This window comes from uncultured Shewanella sp., from assembly GCF_947497935.1.
Classification (GTDB): domain Bacteria; phylum Pseudomonadota; class Gammaproteobacteria; order Enterobacterales; family Shewanellaceae; genus Shewanella.
This window is the reverse complement of the sequence record NZ_CANMIO010000012.1, coordinates 1-17,295: the sequence shown is the minus strand read 5'-3', so window position 1 is coordinate 17,295 and position 17,295 is coordinate 1. Positions and strand designations below refer to the sequence as shown.

The window sequence follows — 17,295 nt, the reverse complement described above, 5'->3', positions numbered from 1 at the left end:
TAGACATGGTCATAATTTAAAGAGTGCGGGCAACTTATGTTGCCGCACTCTATTATAGATTCTGAAGAGACTGTTTATTTAAAAGCAAACTCTTTGAAACGTGTTCCACTCTCCAACACCTGGTGCCACTTCCATACAACCCGCTTTTGTATCCATTACTGCTGTAAGAGTGGTTATAAAGTCTGAACCATATGCTGCATGTTGAGCGATGGGCTTGCTATTTAAAACATATTTAGCGGCATCGATACTGCCTTCAGGTGTGTTATCAATAAATAACTGAGCAAATTGAGCCCTCCATTCCGTGTAAGCCGTTGCAATAGTACGCTCATTACTCTTATTCGGTAAGCCTACCGTTTCAGCAAAAGCTTGCATAACGCCTAGTCGCTCAGAATGATTAGCATGTCCAACTCCTGCATCACGGCGGATCACATAATTATCTCCACTTAGCATTTCAACACCAACAGTATTGCCTTGGCGGTCAGCAAAGTTAAAGTGTGAAGCGACTACTGTGCGATGTTTATTTAAAATTTCTACGGCTTCATCAACTGTATTTGCATGTCGTACGATGTAATTCTGTAGTGCCCCGAGTTCTATGCCCATTGGTGAGTCAAGTCCGACTCCCACAGAATCAGAGCCTTGAAAATTGATTACTACACCTAACTCTTTGCCCATTGTTTGTCCTGAACCATAAAAGCCTGATGCCATAACCTGAATAAAGTCATCGTCTTGAAGGATCCAATAGTTACCACCGGATAAAGATGGGGTATCGTTGACTTGTCCTACAACCCCAGTCCCTTTAAAGCTCACGGTTGTGCAACCTCTTAGAGAAGCGTTAGCGGCTGATGCCAAGGCTGCATCTAACTGGCTTAGGGTGAACATTTTCTCAATGGTGATCCCACCAACAGTGGCTAACGCTTCAACCACATCAAAATATTCAGGGTTTAATTTTCGAGAATTTTCTAATAGTTTCTCCGACTGCATTTCAAACTGCGCTAAATCGATCCCTGCTAGCTGGTAAACGTATTTGGCTTCCTTAATGCCACGACGAACCTGTTCACCAATCTGAACTTCAAATGTTCCAGCGTAATCAGCAGGAGATACACCACGAATATCCACGACTGGCATGCTGGTTTGTTGGATAAACTTCTCAGGCGAGTAGTATGGCTGTTGAACATTTAAACCTTCTGCTGGCTCTAATGAAACGGCACCTGCAACCTTTGATAGTATTAACATTCCAAGTGTCGCTGCAATGAGTGTTGATTTAACGGTAAGCATGATTTAATCCTCTTCAGTTAATGAATAGCAATTGCTATCCTTCTCACGTTGAGAACATAGTACCGAAACGTTTTTCCATTATTCGGACAAACTGCTAGGATTAAATCCAGAATTATGGAAAGGTTTGTTTATGGCTGAGATTGAAACAGAAGGGTTTGAGTTCTTCGGTGTTGAAGAAGCTGTGTTTCGCATGATGGTGATTGAACGCATTGAGGCCATAATGGTTCATTCAAAGCTGTCTAAAAATACACTGGCACAGAAAGCCAGTCTGGGCCGTTCTTCATTTTATGAAAAAATGGATCGAGAAGGGCGAAGCGTATTTACAATACTTGATCTTTTTCGTATTGCTAAAGCGCTTGATATCAGTATTTTGCAGCTGTTCCCAATGACAGATCTTGAACGGCAGCACGGAGGGAAATTACCACTTACGGCGAGCACATTGAATTTCTTAGATCAAATGCTAGCAGCGCCAAAAGAAGATATTGAGTTTATCAGTCACTTTTATCGGGAAATACAAAAGCGCGATCGACGTGGTGAATAACGTTGGTTATTAAAACAGCTGAATAAAAAAGGCACCCTAAGGTACCTTTGTATTTTTGCTATTTAAATATTTGCTTAGTCAGCAGCGTAACCATTCGCAGGAAGCGCTTGACCATCTAATTGAGCAGCGCCATCTACCATGCTTAAGCGATTCTGGCTGAACCATTTAACCACAAGCGGGTAAATAGCATGTTCTTGCTCATGAACACGCTCTGCCACAGTATCGGCAGTATCATCTTCATAAACAGGTACTTTAGCTTGCAAGATCACCGGACCTGCATCGAGTTCTGGTGTCACAAAATGTACGCTTGCACCATGCTCAGTATCTTTTGCATCAATAGCACGTTGATGAGTGTGTAAACCTGTATATTTAGGCAAGAGAGAAGGGTGGATGTTTACCATCTTGCCTTCGAAACGCTGTACGAACTCGTCGCTTAGAATTCGCATAAAGCCAGCTAATACCACAAGATCTGGCTGATACTTTTCTATCGCATTGAGCAGTCTTGCGTCGTACTCTTGTCTTGTTTCGCCGGTATGAGCTATCACGCAGCTGGTATCAATCTCATTTTGGTGCGCACGAACCAATCCATAGGCATCGGGCTTGTTACTGATCACGCCAACAACTTCGGCTTGGAGGTTATCGTCACAACCATCAATAATGGCTTGTAAGTTACTGCCGTTACCTGAAATTAATACTAAAACGCGACAACTCTGGGGCATTACAGGATCTCCACTTGCTCTTCTTCGCCGTTACGCTTGGCAATGTTACCGATTAACCAAGCGTTCTCGCCTTCTGCTTTTAACAGTTCTAAGGCTGAATCGACTTTATCAGCTGGTAAGGCGACAACCATACCAACACCACAGTTGAAGGTGCGGTACATTTCAAATTGTGAAATGTTGCCGTTTTCCATCAACCAATTAAACACGACTGGCCACTGCCAAGATTCGCTTTGTACCACTGCTTTGCAATCTTCTGGCAATACGCGTGGGATATTTTCCCAGAAGCCACCGCCTGTAATGTGCGACATTGCATGAACATCATGCTGTTCAAGCAATTTAAGCAATGACTTTACATAAATTTTTGTTGGTTCTAGCAAATGGTCGATTAGTGGCTTTCCGGCAAGTTCTTGCGCTGGATCGGCCTTGCTCACTTCTAATACCTTACGGATAAGTGAGAAACCATTTGAGTGTGGACCACTTGAAGCTAGTGCGATAAGGGCATCACCTTCTTGCACTTTAGTGCCGTCGATGATCTCTTCTTTCTCTACAACGCCAACGCAGAAACCTGCTAGGTCGTAGTCGTCGCCTTCGTACATGCCTGGCATTTCAGCAGTTTCACCGCCGATTAATGCACAGCCTGATTGCACACAGCCTTCAGCAATTCCTTTAACAACGGCGGTCGCAACTTCAACATCAAGTTTGCCTGTCGCATAGTAGTCAAGGAAGAACAGTGGCTCTGCACCTGAAACGATTAGATCGTTTGAACACATGGCAACTAAATCAACACCTACGTTATCGTGTTTTTTATAGTCGATAGCAAGGCGTAACTTAGTGCCGACACCATCAGTACCAGAAACCAGTACTGGATGCTTATACTTAGTTGGTAGCTCACAAAGTGCACCAAAACCACCTAGGTTGCCCATAACTTCTGGACGGCGGGTACGTTTTACTGCTGACTTGATGTTGTTAACTAGTGCATTTCCGGCATCGATATCAACGCCTGCATCTTTATAGCTTAGTGGGGTAGTAGGAGTGCTCACGGAGATCCTCTCGGGTACGGGTATAGATTATTATTGGATTTTACGCGGCGCCATTCTATCAGCTTGTGAGTAGGCTCGAAAGCTTAGTTTTTCAATAAACTTAGCGACAGAGGTCACGATTTACCGCCTTTTTGAAACTTTAAGTTTTCCTATATGAACAAATCTACTAAAATCGTTAAAATTTACCGTGAAAAATACGTTAGAAAATCAGGAGAACAAGATGAAAGTCGTTGAAGTTAAACATCCTTTAGTCCGTCATAAAATTGGATTAATGCGCGAAGGTAATATCAGTACCAAACGTTTTCGCGAATTAGCGGCAGAAGTGGGCAGTTTACTGACTTATGAAGCAACGGCTGACTTCGAAACTGAGAAGGTAACGATTGAAGGTTGGAATGGTCCTGTTGAAATTGAACAGATCAAAGGTAAGAAGGTCACTGTAGTGCCAATCCTTCGTGCAGGTCTTGGTATGATGGACGGCGTTCTTGAGCACGTTCCGAGTGCACGTATCTCTGTTGTAGGTATCTACCGTGACGAAGAGACACTTGAGCCTGTACCATATTTTGAAAAGCTAGCCAGTGACATGCCTTCACGTATTGCCTTGGTAGTTGATCCAATGCTGGCAACGGGTGGTTCGATGATTTCGACAATCGATCTACTAAAAGAGCGCGGCTGTACAGCGATTAAAGCTCTTGTGCTTGTAGCGGCTCCAGAGGGTGTTGCTGCACTAGAAAAAGCGCATCCAGATATCGAACTTTATACTGCATCAATCGACGACTGCCTAAATGAGCAAGGTTACATTCTGCCTGGTCTTGGTGATGCGGGCGATAAGATTTTTGGTACTAAATAAGTACTGATGTTGTCATAAGTTGAGGTGGTTTAAATTTTAGCTAATTAAATCACCTAACATTAAAAAGGAGCCAAATGGCTCCTTTTTTGTTCTCATTTTTCTAGGACCTAGGACCTAGGACCTAGGACCTTAAATACCCAAGCCTAGACCTACAGCACCATAGCCGCAACCCAGCCAAATACTAGCAATGGAATGTTGTAGTGAATAAAGGTTGGGATCACGCTGTCTTTCATATGGTCGTGCTGTCCATCGGCATTTAGACCCGCAGTAGGCCCTAAAGTCGACTCTGATGCTGGTGAACCTGCATCTCCTAGCGCAGCAGCGGTGCCCACTAGCGCAATCGTCGCTTCAACAGAGAAACCAAAGCTCATCGCCAAAGGTACATAGATAGCGGCAATAATTGGTATAGTCGAAAACGATGAGCCAATACCCATAGTAATAAGTAAACCAACCAGTAGCATCAAGAACGCAGCCAGTGCTTTATTGTCACCTATTGCTGTATTCATAATCTCAACTAAGCTCGCAACATCCCCTGTACCTTTTATCACAGCTGCAAAGCCTGCAGCAGATATCATGATAAAGCCAATATTGGCCATCATGCGAACGCCTTGGTTGAAGATATCTTGATCGGCAACATGCTTAAGTGCACCTGAAAAGCTAAACACGATAAAGCCAATCAAAGCACCGAAAATCATTGAGCCAGTATAGAGCTGCACCACTAAGGTAGAAATAACCGCAATAACCGCAATAACAATATTACGCTTATTTAAGGCTTCTTCAGGTTCGGCAGCTAGAATTTGCTCTTCTTTATATTCGCGAGGTTTACGGTAGCTGATAAAGATAGCAACTAATAAACCAAACACCATGCCTAGAGCGGGAATAATCATCGCGGGCGCAACTTGTGCTTGAACGGCCTGCAAATCATTACTATTGAGGTTGGTTAATAAAATATCGTAAAGAAATATACCGCCAAAGCCGACAGGCAATACCATATAGGTAGTCACTAAACCAAATGTAAGCACACAAGCAACTAAACGACGATCCATTTTTAATTTTGACATTACATGCAGTAATGGCGGGATTAAAATAGGAATGAATGCTATGTGGATCGGCAAGATATTTTGTGAAGAAATAGCCATCGCAAGAATGGTTAATAGTAACACCCAGCGCACTAAGTTATTGTTGGTACTGTTTTGTTCTTTGCCTAATAAGCTAATAACTTTGCTCGAAATCAATGTCGTTAAACCTGAATGCGATAAAGCAACAGCAAAAGCGCCCAGTAGCGCATAGCTTAAGGCTATTTGCGCACCGCCACCAAGACCAGTATTAAAAGCGGCGACCGTTTGATGGAGATCCATGCCACCAACAAGACCGGCTACTAAGGCTGAAATGGTGAGCGCAATGACAATATTAACTCTAGCTAAGCTGAGGCCTAACATTAGGCATACAGCGATGACAACAGCATTCATAATATGATTAATCTATTTCTTATATTTGAAGTTGAGACCATTTTTGCCTGTTAATACGCATTATGTCCAGTAACTATGCTGGATATCTTGAATTCAAACAGAGTTGTGAATTAGCTGTACCTGAATATGCAAACAAAGTGTAAATAGTAGCAGTGAAAACAGGGTTAACCTGACGTGATAGTGGTCAGTTAACAGAATTATCATTTAAAAAAGTGATATTGCTCGCAAATAGCTTGTATAGAGCAAAACACTGCATATAATGCTTCTAGATTTAAACGAAACAGCGTTTTTAGCAATCCATAGATGGAGAAATAAAATGAGCGTATTAGTCGGCCGTCCGGCCCCTGATTTTACTGCTGCTGCAGTACTAGGTAATGGTGAAATTGTTGATACCTTTAACCTGTCTGAAGCAATTAAAGGAAAGACTGCCGTAGTATTCTTCTACCCACTAGATTTCACTTTCGTGTGTCCATCAGAGCTAATTGCTTTTGATCACCGCATGGATGAATTCAAGAAGCGTGGCGTTGAAGTAATCGGTGTTTCAATCGATTCTCAGTTCACTCACAACGCATGGCGTAACACGCCAGTAGACAAGGGTGGTATTGGCCAAGTTCAATACACGCTAGTTGCTGACGTTAAGCATGAGATCTGTAAAGCGTACGACGTTGAGCATCCAGAAGCGGGTGTTGCATTCCGTGGTTCTTTCCTAATCGACAAAGAAGGTCAAGTTCGCCACCAAGTGGTTAACGATCTTCCACTAGGTCGTAACGTTGACGAAATGATCCGTATGGTTGATGCGCTTCAATTCCACGAAGATCACGGCGATGTATGTCCAGCGGGTTGGGAAAAAGGTGACAAAGGTATGGACGCAAGCCCAGAAGGCGTTGCTTCTTACCTAACAGACAATGCTGACGCACTATAATTTCTTGATGAAATAGAGTGGTTAAAGCATAAAAAAAGCTGCGTTTATCGCAGCTTTTTTGTTATTAAAATTTGGACAAACGTAATGGCTAATACCCATTACGATAAGACATACAATCCTGGACGAGACAAAGGGTATAAAAAAGACGAAGAAATTAATTCTTCGCCTTTTAGTTAGCTATTGATATGCAAAATGTCACTTAGTTACTTAACCAGTTAGCTTTCAGTTTGTTCTTCAGCAGAGTTTGTGTCAGCTTCTTTTGCTTTGTAAGCTTCTTCATCAGCAATAAACGGCCAACCACCCAGTGCCTTCCAGCGGTTTACGATTAAGCAAAATAGCTCTGCAGTGCGCTCAGTATCATATAGTGCCGAGTGGGCTTCTTTATTGTCAAAAGGGATCCCGGCCATCGCACAGGCTTTTGCGAGTACGGTATGGCCAATGGCTAAGCCTGCAAGTGCTGCGGTGTCGAATGTAGCAAATGGGTGAAACGGTGTGCGTTTAAGCCCGTTACGCTCAATCGCTTGAGTCACAAAACCATGATCAAATGCCGCATTGTGAGCCACAATAATACTACGATGACAACCTGCGGCTTTTTGCGCTTTTTTGACTTCTTTAAATATTTCTAAGAATGCTTCTTTTTCGCTAACTGCGCCGCGCAGTGGATTGGTTGGGTCGATACCAGTAAAGGCCAACGCTTCAGGTTCAAGGTTGGCCCCTTCAAAAGGTTCAATATTGAAATGCAGTGTCTTATCTAGAGCAAGCACACCGTCTTCATCCATTTTTAACATAGTGACGGCAATCTCTAGCAGCGCGTCTGTTTTCGAGTTAAAACCGGCAGTTTCAACGTCAATGACCACTGGGAAATACCCTCTAAAGCGGTTTTTCAATAAATTAGGGTCGAAAGTGTCAGTCATTAAAATTTCCCAAAAGAGTGCAAGTGGCTATTATGCGGCAACTCATAATGACTGTCATGTTCGTTTGATTGATTTATAGGCTAAAGAAAGATAAATCTTTGCCGATAGAGAGTAGTGATAGAAATTTAGAGAGTGAATCTATGCGGCTTAGTGTGATTTTAGCATCATTATTGTGTCTACCATTTTTTGCGAGTGCAGAATTGAGGCAATATGTGGCTTCTTTAGAGGAGTCGCAGTGGCGTTTGAGTGGCAATAACCCTGTTATGTGCCGCCTAGAGCATGACATCCCTGCCTATGGCAAAGCGGTGTTTACAAGTCGTGCAGGTAAAGATCACAACTTAAACTTCACCTTAGATATGTGGGTTAAACCTGATCAGGTGACACAAGCAAAATTGATGAGCATGGCTCCAGCTTGGCGCCCTGGTGTTTTGTCTAAAGAGATCACTGAGCTAACTTATCAAAAGTACTTTAGCGGAGAAGTGCCGCGTAATGCAGCCTGGTCTATGCTTGCCGAACTTGAAAGTGGTATGCAGCCGACTTTTTATTATGCCGATTGGTATAATGAGACCAATAAAATAGCTGTTGGATTATCAGCGGTAAACTTTAGGCGTCAATACGCCGAGTTTAAGTCTTGCTTGTCTTCGCTATTACCCTATTCGTTTGAAGATATTGCGTTTACGGTATTAACTTATGAATCTGGCGGAACCGAATTGACACGTTATGCAAAGTCGCAGATTGCCAGAGTGCAAGAATACCTAGCTTACGATCAGAACGTCGATTTGGTTCTTATTGATGCTTACACCGATAGTTATGGTGGTCGTAGCGTCAATCAGAAGGTGTCTGAAGAGCGTGCCGATTCGGTGAAGGAGTTTTTTGTGGCCAGTGGTATTGGCCAAAACCGAATACATACTCAGGGACATGGTGAGAAAAGGCATGTCGCCTCGAATCAAACGATCGATGAGCGTTCGCGAAACCGTCGTGTTGTGATTAGGATAAGTAAACCGCTGTAACTTAACTGAAGTTTTCGAACTCAGATATTCGAACAGAACTCTTTAAATAGCCTAGCTTAATTGCTGGGCTTTTTTATGCGAAAACATAAGGAGATTTGGTAAACTTGCCAGATTGCAGATAAAAAAGAGCCCGCTTACATAGTAAGCGGGCCGCAAAAATAAATCATTGCAATCAACAAATTGAAGGAAGGAAGTCAAGCATAAGAACCAGGGATATAACTTTCGTGGATAACCACCAAAGTTTAAGAGTTCTTTGTTTCCGAATCTGCTAAGCAGACACTTCCTGAAAACGAGATGAATTATAGGGCCCACACGTGACACTGACAAACTAGAATTATTACACTCATGCATTAGTTTTTCTAATATTGAATAAAGATGAATTTGTCGATAAAAGATACGTATAGCACGGATACTGTGGATTTGGTCACACTTAGTCGGGAGTTTCGCATGATATTTAATTCATCTATGTTGCCAAATTATTAACGGTTGCTAGTGGCTTAGGCTTAATCTAATAGTGAAACAAACTTTGCGATGTATTTTTTTAGTTTGTATAGTGCGCAGTGAAGAAGGGGTTAGGGACAAAATAAGATTATCTAATTACAAAAACCTAACTATATGAACATAAGGCTTGTTAAAAGAGTCAGTTTATCAGGGATAAAAAATGCGAATTCATTCGATACTAACTAAAAAGCACTTGTTAGCTATAGGCTTAGGCATAGCTGTAGTGGGTTGCCAGTCACAACCGACACAAGACAATACAACAAATACTATTGCGGCAAGTCAAGACAGTGTGGTGGAAACGATACACGGTGTTCAGGTTGCTGACCCTTATCGCTATTTAGAAGTTGAATCAGATAAAACGAAAAAATGGGTAACTGAACAGCAAAAGGCGGGTCACGAATATCTCGCTAATATCGAAAATAAACAGGCGATTGTTGACCGTATTACTGAGCTTTGGAATTTTGAAAAGATTTCGGCACCGTTTGAGAAGGGTGATAACACGTTTTATTACCGTAATGATGGGTTACAAGCACAGTCTGTTCTATATGTCACAGGTGCAGATGGTCAGGCTAAAATCGCACTAGACCCGAATCGTTTTTCAGATGACGGCACCGTTGCTTTATCAGGTGTATCTGTGAGCGATGACGGTAAGACACTGGCTTATGGTGTTTCTAAATCGGGTTCTGATTGGCAGGCATGGCACTTTATTGATGTCGCGACTGGTAACAAGTTGGCCGATGAGTTGGATTGGATAAAGTTTTCAAGTGCAGTTTGGAATAGTGATAATAGTGGTGTCTATTATGCCCGTTATGATGCGCCTGAGGGGGGCAATGCGCTTGCAGACGTCAACTTTAACCAAAAAGTATACTTCCATAAGATTGGCACCAGTCAAAGCGAAGATACTTTAGTTTACGAAAGACCACAAAATAAGGATTGGGGTTTTGGTATAGAAGTATCGGAAAACGGTGACTATCTGCTGCTTTATATTTCACAAGGCACAGACAGCCGTAATCGCTTCTTTTATAAGTCTCTTAACGATCCAAAGGCTGAAGTAGTCGAGCTTATTGCCGAGCTTGAAGCTGAGTATCAGTTTATCGGCAACGATGGTTCAGTGTTTTACTTTAAAACCGACTATAACGCGCCAAACGGTAAAGTTATTGCGGTCGATGTAAACAATAGCGCCAAAGATAATTGGAAAACGATTATTCCAGAGCTAAAAGATCCTATCAGCAGCATAAAGATTATTAACGACCATTTTGTAGTGAGTTATCTGCATGATGTATTAGGTAAGCTGACGGTTTACAACATGAATGGTGACAAGCGCCAAGATGTCACTCTACCGGGTAAAGGTAAAATCGCAGGCCCTTACGGTAAGCGCAGTAAAGATTACTTCTATTATGTTTTCAATAGTTACACTCAGCCACAAACAACCTATAAATTTGATTTTGAAACGGGCGAGTCGACCATTTATTCAAAACCAGAGATCTCTTTCGATCCAAGTGACTATATTTCTGAGCAGGTTTTTTATACCAGCAAAGATGGCACTAAAGTACCTATGATGATCTCTTATAAGAAAGGCATGAAAAAAGACGGCCAAAATCCGACGTTACTTTATGCTTACGGTGGCTTTGCTATTTCGCTAACACCTCGCTTTAGCCCTGCCAATATTGCTTGGATGGATATGGGGGGCGTGTATGCAGTGCCAAACCTTCGTGGCGGAGCCGAATATGGTGAAAGCTGGCATCAGGCGGGCATGTTCGATAAAAAACAGAACGTATTTGATGACTACTACGCTGCCGCTGAGTACTTGATAGATCAAGATTATACTAACTCTTCTAAGTTAGGTGCTTATGGTCGCAGTAATGGTGGTTTATTAATGGGGGCGGCGCTCACACAGCGACCAGAACTTTTTGCCGCAGTTCTGCCTGCTGTTGGCGTTCTCGATATGTTACGTTTCCAAAAATTCACCATTGGCTGGGCCTGGACTAGTGAATATGGCAGCGCAGATAATGCCGAGCAATTCCCTGCACTTTATGCTTATTCGCCATACCATAACCTAAAAGCTCAAGCGTACCCTGCGACCATGGTGATGACTGCGGATCATGACGACCGTGTAGTACCACTGCATAGCTTTAAGTTTGGCGCCTTGATGCAAGATAAACAGCAAGGTGATGCTCCAGTGATTATGCGTATTGAATCTAAGGCAGGACATGGCGCAGGTAAACCAACCTCAATGAAGATTGATGAGTTTGCCGATATCTATAGTTTCCTTTGGCATAATTTTGGACTGCAAGTGCCGGCTAAAATAGGCAAATAAGTCATTTGAAAACTCTTGAAAAGGAAGCTTCGGCTTCCTTTTTTATGGGTGAAATAAAATGTGTACCTAGCTTTGAGTTCGAGGTACTCATTGCTAGGGCGCCTATCCAACAAGGATTTAGTTGATTAACAAAATTTTATGAAGAAGCGCATGGCATATCACATATGTCGATTCACAATTGCATACTGGCTAGGTATAGTAGGCCTCTATTTTATCTCATCGATTGGCGATTATCGTTTATGTTTCGTTGGCCTATTTCGGTTTACTATGAAGATACGGATGCAGGTGGCGTCGTTTACCACTCAAATTACCTTAAGTTTTTTGAGCGGGCACGAACCGAGTGGTTACGCGCTATGCAGGTTAGTCAAACAGCCTTATTAGCAGAGGACACTGCGTTTGTTGTTAAACGTGCAGAATTAGATTTTTGCAAGGCTGCACGTTTTGAACAGAACCTTATTGTAGAAACTAAGGTCATACAACTTAAGAAAGCCTCAATGGTGTTCCAGCAACGCTTAATTGACGAGCAAGGTGTGGTGTATTGTGAGGCTGACATTGTTGTTGCCTGTGTTGCACTATCACGTATGAGACCCAAAGCCATTCCCCAACATATTGCGCAGGAGTTTAAAGGTGGAAGCTGATATTTCTTTTATTGGATTATTTTTACAGGCAAGCCTACTAGTTAAATTGGTCATGCTTACATTGCTAGGTTTGTCTATCGCCTCTTGGGCGGTGATTATTCAGCGCCGAAAGTTATTAAACGCAGCAAAGAAAGAAGCGCTAAAGTTTGAAGATAAGTTTTGGTCAGGTGTCGACTTGAACAAGCTTTATCAGGAGTTGTCGGCGAGACAAGACAGTAACTCTGGCTTGTCGTCTTTATTTGTTACCGGTTTTAAAGAGTATGCCCGTTTAAGCAAGCTTAATGGCCGTGTACCTGAAGCTGTGATGGATGGCAGTTATCGTGCAATGCGCGTATCGCTATCTCGTGAATTAGAAAAGCTTGAAACTCATCTGCCTTTATTGGCAACTATCGGTTCAACCAGCCCTTATATTGGTCTGTTTGGTACGGTATGGGGGATCATGAACTCCTTTATCGCATTGGGCGCGGTTGAAAACGCCACACTTGCCATGGTCGCTCCAGGCATCGCAGAGGCCTTGATTGCAACGGCGATGGGTTTATTTGCAGCGATCCCTGCGGTTATTGCCTATAACCGTTTCTCAACTCAAGTCGAGAAAGTTGAAATGTCTTATGCCAACTTTATGGAAGAGTTCTCTAGCATTTTGCATCGCCAAGCATACAGCGAGAAGGAACAGGCATAATGCATCAAGGCTACCAAAGGAAGCGCCGTCGTCCGGTTGCTGAGATTAACGTGGTGCCCTATATCGATGTGATGTTGGTACTGCTGATTATTTTTATGGTTACAGCACCTATTGTGACCCAAGGTGTTAAGGTCGATTTACCTCAAGGTGAAGCCGAATCTTTACCTGCAGACAGTAAACCTCCTGTTGTCGCATCAATTGATGCCATGGGGGAGTATTACCTAGATGTAGGCAGCTCAAGCAGCAAAGACGTTTTAGACTTAGATGAAGTTGCTGTACGTGTTGGGGCAATTATTCAGTTAGAGCCAGAGCGTCCAGTTGTTGTTAAGGCCGATCGCTCAATCCCCTATGAGAAAGTGATCCAACTGATGGTGACCTTGCAAGGTGCTGGGGTACCTTCGGTTGGGTTAATGACAGATTCGCCGGAGGATAACTAAGTGGCGGCTAAATCTGATTTAACCCTTCCCGTTGCGATTTCAGCTGGGATTCATATTGGCGTGATAGTTATTCTTGCCTTAGGTGTCGATTTTTCAGATAAGCCCAAGCCTCAACCACAAGCGAGTGCGCCAGCGGTCCAGGCTGTGGTTGTCGATCAGCAAAAGGTTGCTGAACACGTTGAAAAGTTAAAAGCTGAAAAACGAGAGGCTGAACGTAAAGAAAAGGCCCGCCAAGATGAGGCGGATAGACAAGTACGTGAAGCCCGTAAAGAGCGCGAACGAGAGCAGGCTCGAATTAAGAAACTTGAGCAAGAACGTAAGCAAAAAGAGATTGAAACAAAGAACGCCGCCGATGCAGCGAAGGCTGCACAGTTAAAGCAGAAACAGGAAAAAGAGAAGGCGGCGAAAGCCGAAGCTGAGCGTAAGCAGAAAGAGAAAGAACGTAAAGCCTCAGAAGAAGCGGCAAGAAAAGCGGCTGAGAAACGTAAAGCTGAAGAAGCAGCTGCTAAAAAGGCTGAAGAAGAGCGAAAACGTAAAGCTGAAGCTGAACGTAAGCGCAAAGCTGAAGAGCAAGCTAGGCGTGAGCAAGAGCAGATGATGGAAGATGCATTAGCTGCGGAGCAAGCGGCACTTTCTCAAACACGAAATAAACAAGTGATGAGTGAGGTGCAACGTTATACCTCTATGATCCGAGCAACCATTCAGCGTAACTTAGTTGTTGATGAATCGATGCGCGGTAAGAGTTGTCGGGTATTCATTCGATTAGCTAACGATGGATTTGTGACTGCGAGTCAAACACTTGATGGTGATAGCGTAGTTTGCCGTGCGACTAAAGCTGCGATTAATAAAGCGGGCAGGTTACCAGTATCGAGCGAACCCGACGTTTATAACAAGCTAAAAGAAATTAATTTAACAGTTCAACCTGAGTTTGATTAAAGGAGTCTCATGAAAAATTTGGGAAAATGGTTGCTGACAAGCCTGCTTATCTGCAGCATGCCGGTAAAGGCCGCATTAGATATTATCATTACCGAAGGAGTTGATGCAGCGAGACCCATCGCGGTTATACCATTTGTTTGGCAAGGTACCGGTCCAATGCCATCGCAGATCTCCGACGTGGTGATGTCTGATCTTGCGCGAAGTGGCACGTTTAGCCCTGCCGATGAGTTAAGCTTGCCACAACGTGGAATTAGTACTTTAGCTCAATTTAATGCATCCGCTTGGATGGCGCAGCCTGCAGAAGCTGTGGTGATGGGGTCGATTAAGCCTTATGGTGGCGACAAATACCTAGTGAGTTTTGAGCTCATTGACTTAGTTAAAGCCCAACTTCAATCTGATTCTAAGTCGACTAAAGATCTAGTAATTGACAGCCGTGAAACCGTGATTAGTGCGGCGCAGTTTCGTCAGTACGGCCACAGGATCAGTGATGTGGTTTATGAGAAGCTGACAGGTATTCGTGGCGCATTTTTAACTCGCGTAGCTTATGTTGTTGTTAATCACGGTGAAAAGTCTCCTTATAAACTGATGATTGCTGATTATGATGGTTATAATGAGCAGATGTTGTTACGCTCCCCTGAACCATTGATGTCACCATCTTGGTCTCCAGACGGGCAGCGCTTAACTTATGTTAGCTTTGAGAACCGTAAAGCCGAGGTGTTTGTGCAAAACATCTATACCCAGCAACGCTCTAAGATAACTAGTTTTGATGGTATTAACGGCGCGCCAGTATTTTCACCTGATGGTAAGAAGCTGGCGGTAACACTTTCGAAGGACGGTCAGCCAGAAGTCTATGTAGTTGATATTGCGACTAAGGCGATTAAGCGAGTGACGAATCACTATGCTATCGATACTGAGCCGTCTTGGTTCCCTGATGGTAAGTCGCTACTTATTACTTCTGAGCGTGGTGGACGCCCACAGTTATATCGCGTCTTCCTTGATTCAGGTAAAATTTCTCGCTTAACGTTTGAAGGTGAGTGGAACCTAGGCGGTTCGATTTCTCCCGATGGACGCAGTATTATTTTCGTTAATCGCACTAACGGTAAATTTAATATCGCTCGTATGGATCTTGAGACACGTTTTATGCAAGTCCTGACCAGTACGCGATTAGATGAATCACCAAGCGTGGCGCCTAATGGCACCATGGTTATTTATGGAACGACATATCAAGGGAAGCAGGTATTGGCTGCGGTTTCTATGGATGGACGTTTTAAAGCAAGACTGCCTGCAGGGCAGGGTGAAGTTAAATCACCATCTTGGTCACCATTTCTCTAACTATAAAGATTAAGGATTTAAAAAATGGATCTGAATAAGCTATTTAAAGCCATGCTAGTCGTACTTCCTATTATGGCTATCAGCGCCTGTAGCTCAACTTCTGAGTCTGAAACGGATGCAACGAGCTCTACTGAGTCTTCTTCATCGAGTGAATATGCTAACAATGGCGTTGAAACAGGTGGAGTTGCACCAGTCTTGACTCCTGAAGAGCAGCAACGCCTTAAGTACCAAGAGTTGAGAAAAGAACATATTATCTATTTTGATTTTGACCGAAGCTCAGTTTCTCAGCAATTCGCTGAGGTTTTGAACGCTCATGGTGACTACCTTGTTGAGCATCCAAATGTTCGAGTGATGATTGAAGGTCATGCGGATGAGCGTGGTACACCAGAATATAACATCGCACTAGGTGAGCGCCGAGCTAAAGCGGTAGCTAAATACCTACAAGGCATGGGTGTTCAACCAAGCCAAATGAGCATCGTGAGTTATGGTGAAGAGAAACCTTTAGATTTTTCTCGCTCAGATGACGGTTTTGCTAAAAATCGTCGTGCAGTACTCGTTTATTAATATCACAGGTAAAAGGTTTACCTTATGAAGCACGCCGTTTTATCAGCGGCAATCATCCTAGTTGCAGGTTCTGCTTATGCAGCTCCTGCACCTGTTGAGGATATTGCTGGTGGCTCTACAGACGATAGAGTTGCTCGTTTAGAGCGAGTTATTAAAGCTAAGCAACAAAGCGAATTTCAAATGCAGCAGCGTTTAGAGACATTGCAGCAAGAAGTCTTGGACTTACGCGGCCTTAGTGAACAGCAGTCGTATCAAATTGAGCAGATGTTACAAAGACAGCGCCAATTATATGAAGACATAGCTAAGCTCTCTTCAAAGCCAGCGGTTGCTGTCGCAGTTGATACGAGTAGCACCACACCTTCTACATCTTCAAGCCTAGGTGAAACTGCAAGCTATGAGCAAGCGGTCAATTTAGTATTGAAAGAGAAAAAGTACGAAGCTGCTATTCCTGCTTTTGCACAATTTATTGAACGTTACCCAAACTCTAGCTATGCACCTAACGCTAATTATTGGTTAGGTCAGCTACTTTATAATAAGAATGAGTTTGAGGGAGCCTCTAAAGCTTTTACTACCGTTGTTGAAAAATACACCGATTCGAGTAAGCGTGGCGAAAGTTTAGTCAAGCTGGGTATGATTGCAGAAAAGACCGGAGATAAAGCTAAAGCCAAAGCTTATTATCAAAAAGTCACACAGGAATATGCGAACAGCGCCGCTGCCCGAATTGCATTGCAGCAACTTTCATCACTTTGATGCTGATTTATTCATAAAACAATCTCTTAGATTGTTTTTCAGACAAACGCAGTGAAATGGTAAATTTGCGCTTGCATGCGAAGATGAAAAAGGTATTATAGGCGCCCTCAGAGCGACACAGTCGTTTGAGGGGGTCTTAACCTATAAATTAGTCTTCTAATGAATTAGGTAAAAGACACCAGTAGTACCAGAGGGGCTGTTAGCTCAGTCGGTAGAGCAGTTGGCTTTTAACCAATTGGTCGAAGGTTCGAATCCTTCACAGCCCACCACTTTTCTGAAAGTGGGTTTACTTATAAAGTAGATGAATTCAGAGACGCAATACCCAAGGGGGCTGTTAGCTCAGTCGGTAGAGCAGTTGGCTTTTAACCAATTGGTCGAAGGTTCGAATCCTTCACAGCCCACCA

At 43.2% G+C, this 17,295-nt stretch carries 17 protein-coding genes and 2 tRNA genes; 14 read left to right on the top strand and 5 right to left on the bottom strand.

Annotated features, from left to right (window positions below; translation table 11 throughout):
* Window positions 1-78: 78 nt before the first annotated feature.
* Window positions 79-1,275 carry a C45 family peptidase gene (locus tag Q1A86_RS14085; RefSeq protein WP_299807628.1) on the bottom strand — a complete coding sequence of 399 codons (1,197 nt, stop codon included), beginning with the start codon at window positions 1,273-1,275 and terminating at the stop codon, window positions 79-81.
* A gap of 130 nt (window positions 1,276-1,405) precedes the next feature.
* Between Q1A86_RS14085 and Q1A86_RS14080 the strand changes: the two genes are divergently transcribed.
* A complete protein-coding gene (locus Q1A86_RS14080; RefSeq protein WP_299807626.1) occupies window positions 1,406-1,816 on the top strand; it encodes a helix-turn-helix transcriptional regulator in 411 nt (136 codons plus the stop codon).
* A gap of 74 nt (window positions 1,817-1,890) precedes the next feature.
* Here Q1A86_RS14080 and purN read toward each other — a convergent pair whose 3' ends face one another.
* Complete coding sequence (purN, locus tag Q1A86_RS14075; protein ID WP_299807624.1) at window positions 1,891-2,535, bottom strand: phosphoribosylglycinamide formyltransferase; 645 nt, start codon at window positions 2,533-2,535, stop codon at window positions 1,891-1,893.
* On the bottom strand, window positions 2,535-3,575 hold the full coding sequence (gene purM, locus Q1A86_RS14070; RefSeq protein WP_299807622.1) for a phosphoribosylformylglycinamidine cyclo-ligase: 1,041 nt from the start codon (window positions 3,573-3,575) through the stop codon (window positions 2,535-2,537). Before purM ends, purN begins: the two co-directional genes overlap by 1 nt.
* A gap of 220 nt (window positions 3,576-3,795) precedes the next feature.
* Here purM and upp point away from each other — a divergent pair, with 220 nt between their 5' ends.
* Window positions 3,796-4,422, top strand: a complete 627-nt coding sequence (gene upp, locus Q1A86_RS14065; protein ID WP_299807620.1) for a uracil phosphoribosyltransferase — start codon at window positions 3,796-3,798, stop codon at window positions 4,420-4,422.
* Window positions 4,423-4,571: 149 nt separating this feature from the next.
* On the opposite strand, the gene Q1A86_RS14060 is transcribed toward upp, so the two are convergent.
* Window positions 4,572-5,891, bottom strand: coding sequence for a Na+/H+ antiporter family protein (locus tag Q1A86_RS14060; protein WP_299807618.1), 1,320 nt, complete (start codon window positions 5,889-5,891; stop codon window positions 4,572-4,574).
* A 316-nt stretch (window positions 5,892-6,207) separates the two neighbouring features.
* Between Q1A86_RS14060 and Q1A86_RS14055 the strand changes: the two genes are divergently transcribed.
* Window positions 6,208-6,813, top strand: a complete 606-nt coding sequence (locus tag Q1A86_RS14055; protein WP_220782372.1) for a peroxiredoxin — start codon at window positions 6,208-6,210, stop codon at window positions 6,811-6,813.
* A gap of 215 nt (window positions 6,814-7,028) precedes the next feature.
* Here the strand turns inward: Q1A86_RS14055 and rnt are convergent, their stop codons facing one another.
* Window positions 7,029-7,727: a ribonuclease T gene (gene rnt, locus Q1A86_RS14050; protein WP_299807615.1), complete on the bottom strand. Its 699-nt coding sequence runs from the start codon at window positions 7,725-7,727 to the stop codon at window positions 7,029-7,031.
* A 140-nt stretch (window positions 7,728-7,867) separates the two neighbouring features.
* Here rnt and Q1A86_RS14045 point away from each other — a divergent pair, with 140 nt between their 5' ends.
* From Q1A86_RS14045 to Q1A86_RS13995, 11 genes are all read left to right on the top strand, one after another.
* Window positions 7,868-8,737, top strand: a complete 870-nt coding sequence (locus Q1A86_RS14045) for an OmpA family protein (protein WP_299807613.1) — start codon at window positions 7,868-7,870, stop codon at window positions 8,735-8,737.
* Between the two features lie 661 nt (window positions 8,738-9,398).
* Window positions 9,399-11,555: a prolyl oligopeptidase family serine peptidase gene (locus Q1A86_RS14040; protein ID WP_299807611.1), complete on the top strand. Its 2,157-nt coding sequence runs from the start codon at window positions 9,399-9,401 to the stop codon at window positions 11,553-11,555.
* Between the two features lie 239 nt (window positions 11,556-11,794).
* Complete coding sequence (gene ybgC / locus Q1A86_RS14035) at window positions 11,795-12,193, top strand: tol-pal system-associated acyl-CoA thioesterase (RefSeq protein WP_299807609.1); 399 nt, start codon at window positions 11,795-11,797, stop codon at window positions 12,191-12,193.
* Window positions 12,183-12,872 (top strand): protein TolQ, encoded by a 690-nt coding sequence (gene tolQ, locus Q1A86_RS14030; protein ID WP_220765437.1) that lies wholly within the window; start codon window positions 12,183-12,185, stop codon window positions 12,870-12,872. Before ybgC ends, tolQ begins: the two co-directional genes overlap by 11 nt.
* Window positions 12,872-13,309: a protein TolR gene (gene tolR / locus Q1A86_RS14025; protein ID WP_299807605.1), complete on the top strand. Its 438-nt coding sequence runs from the start codon at window positions 12,872-12,874 to the stop codon at window positions 13,307-13,309. The genes tolQ and tolR overlap by 1 nt, the downstream gene beginning before the upstream one ends.
* Complete coding sequence (tolA, locus tag Q1A86_RS14020) at window positions 13,310-14,245, top strand: cell envelope integrity protein TolA (protein WP_299807603.1); 936 nt, start codon at window positions 13,310-13,312, stop codon at window positions 14,243-14,245.
* A 9-nt stretch (window positions 14,246-14,254) separates the two neighbouring features.
* Window positions 14,255-15,577 carry a Tol-Pal system beta propeller repeat protein TolB gene (tolB, locus tag Q1A86_RS14015; protein WP_299807601.1) on the top strand — a complete coding sequence of 441 codons (1,323 nt, stop codon included), beginning with the start codon at window positions 14,255-14,257 and terminating at the stop codon, window positions 15,575-15,577.
* A 24-nt stretch (window positions 15,578-15,601) separates the two neighbouring features.
* On the top strand, window positions 15,602-16,141 hold the full coding sequence (gene pal, locus Q1A86_RS14010; protein ID WP_299807599.1) for a peptidoglycan-associated lipoprotein Pal: 540 nt from the start codon (window positions 15,602-15,604) through the stop codon (window positions 16,139-16,141).
* A gap of 24 nt (window positions 16,142-16,165) precedes the next feature.
* On the top strand, window positions 16,166-16,891 hold the full coding sequence (ybgF, locus tag Q1A86_RS14005; RefSeq protein WP_299807597.1) for a tol-pal system protein YbgF: 726 nt from the start codon (window positions 16,166-16,168) through the stop codon (window positions 16,889-16,891).
* Between the two features lie 193 nt (window positions 16,892-17,084).
* Window positions 17,085-17,160: transfer RNA gene (locus tag Q1A86_RS14000), tRNA-Lys, on the top strand.
* Between the two features lie 59 nt (window positions 17,161-17,219).
* A tRNA-Lys gene (locus Q1A86_RS13995) sits at window positions 17,220-17,295 on the top strand.

Excerpts from the sequence above, each read along its gene's own strand:
- Q1A86_RS14085 (WP_299807628.1), bottom strand. The coding sequence starts at position 1,275 with ATGCTTACCGTTAAATCAACACTCATTGCAGCGACACTTGGAATGTTA.
- Q1A86_RS14080 (WP_299807626.1), top strand. The coding sequence starts at position 1,406 with ATGGCTGAGATTGAAACAGAAGGGTTTGAGTTCTTCGGTGTTGAAGAA.
- purN (WP_299807624.1), bottom strand. The coding sequence starts at position 2,535 with ATGCCCCAGAGTTGTCGCGTTTTAGTATTAATTTCAGGTAACGGCAGT.
- upp (WP_299807620.1), top strand. The coding sequence starts at position 3,796 with ATGAAAGTCGTTGAAGTTAAACATCCTTTAGTCCGTCATAAAATTGGA.
- Q1A86_RS14060 (WP_299807618.1), bottom strand. The coding sequence starts at position 5,891 with ATGAATGCTGTTGTCATCGCTGTATGCCTAATGTTAGGCCTCAGCTTA.
- Q1A86_RS14055 (WP_220782372.1), top strand. The coding sequence starts at position 6,208 with ATGAGCGTATTAGTCGGCCGTCCGGCCCCTGATTTTACTGCTGCTGCA.
- rnt (WP_299807615.1), bottom strand. The coding sequence starts at position 7,727 with ATGACTGACACTTTCGACCCTAATTTATTGAAAAACCGCTTTAGAGGG.
- Q1A86_RS14045 (WP_299807613.1), top strand. The coding sequence starts at position 7,868 with ATGCGGCTTAGTGTGATTTTAGCATCATTATTGTGTCTACCATTTTTT.
- Q1A86_RS14040 (WP_299807611.1), top strand. The coding sequence starts at position 9,399 with ATGCGAATTCATTCGATACTAACTAAAAAGCACTTGTTAGCTATAGGC.
- ybgC (WP_299807609.1), top strand. The coding sequence starts at position 11,795 with ATGTTTCGTTGGCCTATTTCGGTTTACTATGAAGATACGGATGCAGGT.
- tolR (WP_299807605.1), top strand. The coding sequence starts at position 12,872 with ATGCATCAAGGCTACCAAAGGAAGCGCCGTCGTCCGGTTGCTGAGATT.
- tolB (WP_299807601.1), top strand. The coding sequence starts at position 14,255 with ATGAAAAATTTGGGAAAATGGTTGCTGACAAGCCTGCTTATCTGCAGC.
- pal (WP_299807599.1), top strand. The coding sequence starts at position 15,602 with ATGGATCTGAATAAGCTATTTAAAGCCATGCTAGTCGTACTTCCTATT.
- ybgF (WP_299807597.1), top strand. The coding sequence starts at position 16,166 with ATGAAGCACGCCGTTTTATCAGCGGCAATCATCCTAGTTGCAGGTTCT.